Origin of the sequence: Paenibacillus sp. OT2-17, from assembly GCF_009827695.1 — a bacterium.
Classification (GTDB): Bacteria; Bacillota; Bacilli; order Paenibacillales; family Paenibacillaceae; genus Paenibacillus; species Paenibacillus polymyxa_B.
This window is the reverse complement of the sequence record NZ_WUDQ01000320.1, coordinates 1-4,074: the sequence shown is the minus strand read 5'-3', so window position 1 is coordinate 4,074 and position 4,074 is coordinate 1. Positions and strand designations below refer to the sequence as shown.

Below are 4,074 nucleotides of genomic sequence, written 5' to 3'. Positions count from 1 at the left end.
CCTAATGAGCTCCAACAAGCAACTTTAAAAAGCCGATGTTCTCGTTTTTGAGAACTTGGCTTTTTAGTGGTTCTGAGACGTAATTTTACTCACATTACCAGCACCAAATGATGAAAAGTATGGTAAAATGGAATGAATTTGATTTTGATTTTGCACGAAAGGAAGGGTGATAGCAAATGGCAAAAGCGAAGGTAGCCAAACGGCCTACTCGGGATGAATTTGTACTGGAGGAAATCGGGAATCAGCTTGTAGAAGCACAACGTGAGCAATCCGAAATCGTATTGACCGTATGGGGACGCCAAGAAACAACCCGCGGACAGATCGTTAAAATGGACCCGAGAACGGGAAAGGTTCATGTGGAGAGTAATGGAGAAACAGAAAAAGTTCCTTTTATGGATATTATGAGTGTAAATTACCCGAGAGATAGTTGTTGTGATTACATAAATATAGCAGAAAAGGACGAAAAGAATGACAAAGTTAGGGTCTCCCTTACTGCTGTGGGAAAGTAACAATTTACAATTCGCGTATACAAAAACAACCGAGTGGTTTAGAGCCATCGGTTGTTTTTGTATGCTGCTGCATGAGTGGGAAGAGAAAGCCGCGTTATTGTGTTGGCACTTTCCCTTGTACATGCTTATGTAGCTTTTATCGGGCTGGTATGACTGGCACGTGCTTCGGCCTTCTTAAGCACCTTACGATCAAAAATGAAGGGGCCAAACGGCAACAGCGATGCAATCAAGGCTGCAAGACTTTGCAGTAGCGTTATTTTCCGCAGAATCAGCATGACCACAGTAGCTATGACATAAGCCACGAACAGTACCCCATGGATCATACCCACCCAGCTTACCATTTGCGGCATTCCAGCTGCGTATTTAAGCGGCATAGCGATACACACAAGCAGTAGATATGAAATCGCTTCAATATTACCAATGACACCAAACATCTTAAAGGCATTTTTGAACATAATACACCTCCTTCTCCTATTGCTTAAAATTTAATATATCCTATAATGCAATGTTATTAAACGGTAGAAAGTTACGATATATCGAATATTTACAGCTGAATCCCAAGGTTATGTCAGAGCTTTCACATGACTGAAGTATCTCCCATCAAATGCTTCATTTCGCTGATTCCAACGTACCACAGCTTAGCGTGCCCGGAAACGATGATCGTAATTTCGTTTAAATTGTTGAAACAAACAATTGGGCTTAGAAAGATGGCTTGGAGTAAGAAAAAACACTAAGCTGGTCAAGTTCGAAGGCTTAGCATATGTTGTTTGCGCGACCCTATCAGTAAAAATGCTAGTGTGAAGTCTAAACATTTTGTATGCAAATTCCGATAACAGTTAAATGAACGTGTGTACATTATAGTGTGAATTTTAAAAGCTGGATGGCAGCAGAAGGGTTTATAAGCTTAACTTATTAGTTTTGACAAATAAAATTTCCATACTGGTATCAAGGAGAGCATAGATCATGAATAAAAAACGTTTGCGTCAATGGATGGCTCCGTTCGCAACGGCTACACTGATTTTAAATACGGGATATGGCATTTTGGCCCCCGATGCAGTGGCTAGCGCGTTGCCGACTGAGAGGCATAACTCAAATCTGACAGGACTGAATACAGCACAGTTACATACCAAATTAGCAACCGCTCAAGGTCGTAATGTGCCGGTTACTTCAGGCACGAAAGTGACTACGTTAACAAAAGGTTATGGTCAGAACACCTATCTCAACCAAATGCTAAAAGTAATGTCGAGCCAAATGGTTACTGCGAATATCGCGCCGGCAGAGGTAAGCAATCTGACAGCGGTTCCTACAGAAACAACAAAAGTAAATTTGTCCTGGACCAATCCGTCGGACCTTAATTTCGACCATGTAAAAGTGGTTGGTGTCACTAACGATGTGTATGTAGATAATATTAGAAGTAACTCTTATATGTTGAGCGGTTTACAGCCGAATACGACCTATACCTTTCGAGTGAAGACGGTGAATAAGAGCGGAGATGAATCACAAGGTACGATAGTACAGGCCAAAACGGCTTCCATTGATGTCCCTGTAGATAAGACACCTCCAGGAGAGGTAAGCGGGCTGACAGCGACGAATGTCGGATATAACGCTTTTACCGTAAATTACATATTGCCTAAGGATGCTGACCTGAGCCAAGCGATCATCTATTTAAATGGTAAGGAAGTGCAGCGAACTACAGGGACGTCCTATACGTTCAGTGGATTGATTGCCTCCACAAATTATACAGTTCTGGTCAAGACTATTGACAAATCCGGCAACATCTCTGGAGGAATCAGTATTCCGGTTACGACCTCAGCGCTCAGCGTTGATACCGTGCCCGAAGTGACAGGAGCTTCAGTGACATCAGTTAATAACTATAGCGTCACTGTTTCCTGGACGAGACCCAGCGGAATTAGTACAGTCAGTCTGTATAAGGACGGGCAACTGGTAACCGATTCATCAGGAACATCCTATACATTCAACAATCTTTCTTCAGGGCAGGCCTATTCGTTCACGATTAGGTCCAAGCGAAGCACAGGTGCATTGTCCTCCGGTGTGAGACTGACTGCCACAACGGACAGTACGTCCTCCAATTCGTCAGAAGTGTCCAATCTTGAAGTAGATAGCAAAAGTGACACCTGGATCAAAATCACCTACGATATGCCGAGTAAAGCCGACAAGGTGAAGATATATGTTGATGGAGATTATGAGGGAACTACAAGCTCTGAGTCCTATAAAATCACGGATTTGCGAGAAGGACGCTGGTATGAGATTAAGGTCGTAACTGTCAATAGTAATGGAAGAGAATCTAGCGGTGTAAAGATATCAGAACGCACGAATTCGGATGGTTACTATTCTTCTTCGTCATCTAGTTCATCGAATTATGAGAAAGCGAGAGATTTGATGCGAATTGCAGAAAACAGTCTGAATGCCTCGGACTGGCGTTCTGCCAGAGATGCAATCAGTGATCTGCCGAGCGGAACCCGTAAAAGCGATTTGCTGGATCGGTTAGAAGCTATTCGCAATAGAGCGATTGGTACCAGTAGTTCATCATCCGGGACGAGTTCTACAACAACAACTTCTGGTACAACGTCCTCATACCCTAACAATGCGGTTTCCTCATATTCAACTTCGTTCACCCTGACACCAGGAGCTAAATCAGCTTATGTCGATGGTCGTGCTACGACGATGGCTCAGGCTCCGCGAATCATAAATGGGGCGACGATGGTCCCGCTGCGCTTTATCAGTGAACGGATAGGTTACGAGGTAAATTATGAAAAGGCGACCAAAAAGATCATTCTGACTCGACCTACAGACGGCAAACAAGTAGTGCTTCAAGTCAAGAATTCGACCCTTGCCGTGTATGAGTTAAACAACTCCCGAAGTTATTCGACGAACATCACAGCTCCGGTTATTGTTAACGGCTACACACTGGTTCCATTACGAGTAATTAGCGAGCTTTCGGGGTATCAGGTGAACTATAATACTGCATCCAAACAAATTACGATTACAAAATAAATACTTCTGTAGAAAGGGTTCTAAAGTTTTCACTTTAGAACCCTTTCTGTGTATTAGGAAGTGTATGTAGAACAATGACAATCTGTTACTCTGTAAACAAGTTATTTTGATTGAAAAGAATATCGAGTTGCTTAAGCTCGCCACTTGTTAGTCGAACACCCAGAGTTTGAAGATTGGACTCGATTTGATCAGACTTGGTTGCACCTGGAATAATTAGATCAACGGCTGGACGCGTTAATAGCCAAGCTAGCGCAATCTGTGCAGGATCTGCACCCTTGTCTTTCGCGAATGCTTTGAAGCGATCCACGCGTTCCAAATTTGCGAGAAATGCTTCTTTTTGAAATAAAGGATTATTCATTCGTGAAGTGTCATTAAAAACATCATCCTTCTTATATTTACCGGCCAACAGACCTGATGCGAGCGGGAAAAAAAGGAATCACGGGCGCTCTATAATGAAGCTTTCCTGGGGAATATAGTCTACGGCAGCCACATGTGTGATAGATTGCATATCAAAAGGGTTAGCACACTCCAGTGCATGAGGTTCACCCGT

At 43.0% G+C, this 4,074-nt stretch carries 2 protein-coding genes and 2 pseudogenes; 2 read left to right on the top strand and 2 right to left on the bottom strand.

What is annotated here, in order from left to right:
* Positions 1 to 176 precede the first annotated feature (176 nt).
* Positions 177 to 425 (top strand): annotated as a pseudogene (locus GRP75_RS20360) (YolD-like family protein); the annotation flags it as partial.
* A 209-nt stretch (positions 426 to 634) separates the two neighbouring features.
* On the opposite strand, the gene GRP75_RS20355 reads toward GRP75_RS20360, so the two are convergent.
* Positions 635 to 964: a DUF3817 domain-containing protein gene (locus GRP75_RS20355; protein ID WP_023988844.1), complete on the bottom strand. Its 330-nt coding sequence runs from the start codon at positions 962 to 964 to the stop codon at positions 635 to 637.
* Positions 965 to 1,472: 508 nt separating this feature from the next.
* Between GRP75_RS20355 and GRP75_RS20350 the strand changes: the two genes are divergently transcribed.
* Entirely contained in the window at positions 1,473 to 3,524 is a 2,052-nt protein-coding gene (locus GRP75_RS20350) for a fibronectin type III domain-containing protein (RefSeq protein ID WP_075154247.1), read from the top strand.
* 85 nt (positions 3,525 to 3,609) lie between these two features.
* Here the strand turns inward: GRP75_RS20350 and GRP75_RS20345 are convergent.
* Positions 3,610 to 3,939 (bottom strand): annotated as a pseudogene (locus tag GRP75_RS20345) (aldo/keto reductase); the annotation flags it as partial.
* Between the last annotated feature and the right edge of the window lie 135 nt (positions 3,940 to 4,074).

Bases quoted from the DNA above. Each gene is read 5' to 3' on its own strand.
- GRP75_RS20355 (WP_023988844.1), bottom strand. From the start codon at position 964: ATGTTCAAAAATGCCTTTAAGATGTTTGGTGTCATTGGTAATATTGAA.
- GRP75_RS20350 (WP_075154247.1), top strand. From the start codon at position 1,473: ATGAATAAAAAACGTTTGCGTCAATGGATGGCTCCGTTCGCAACGGCT.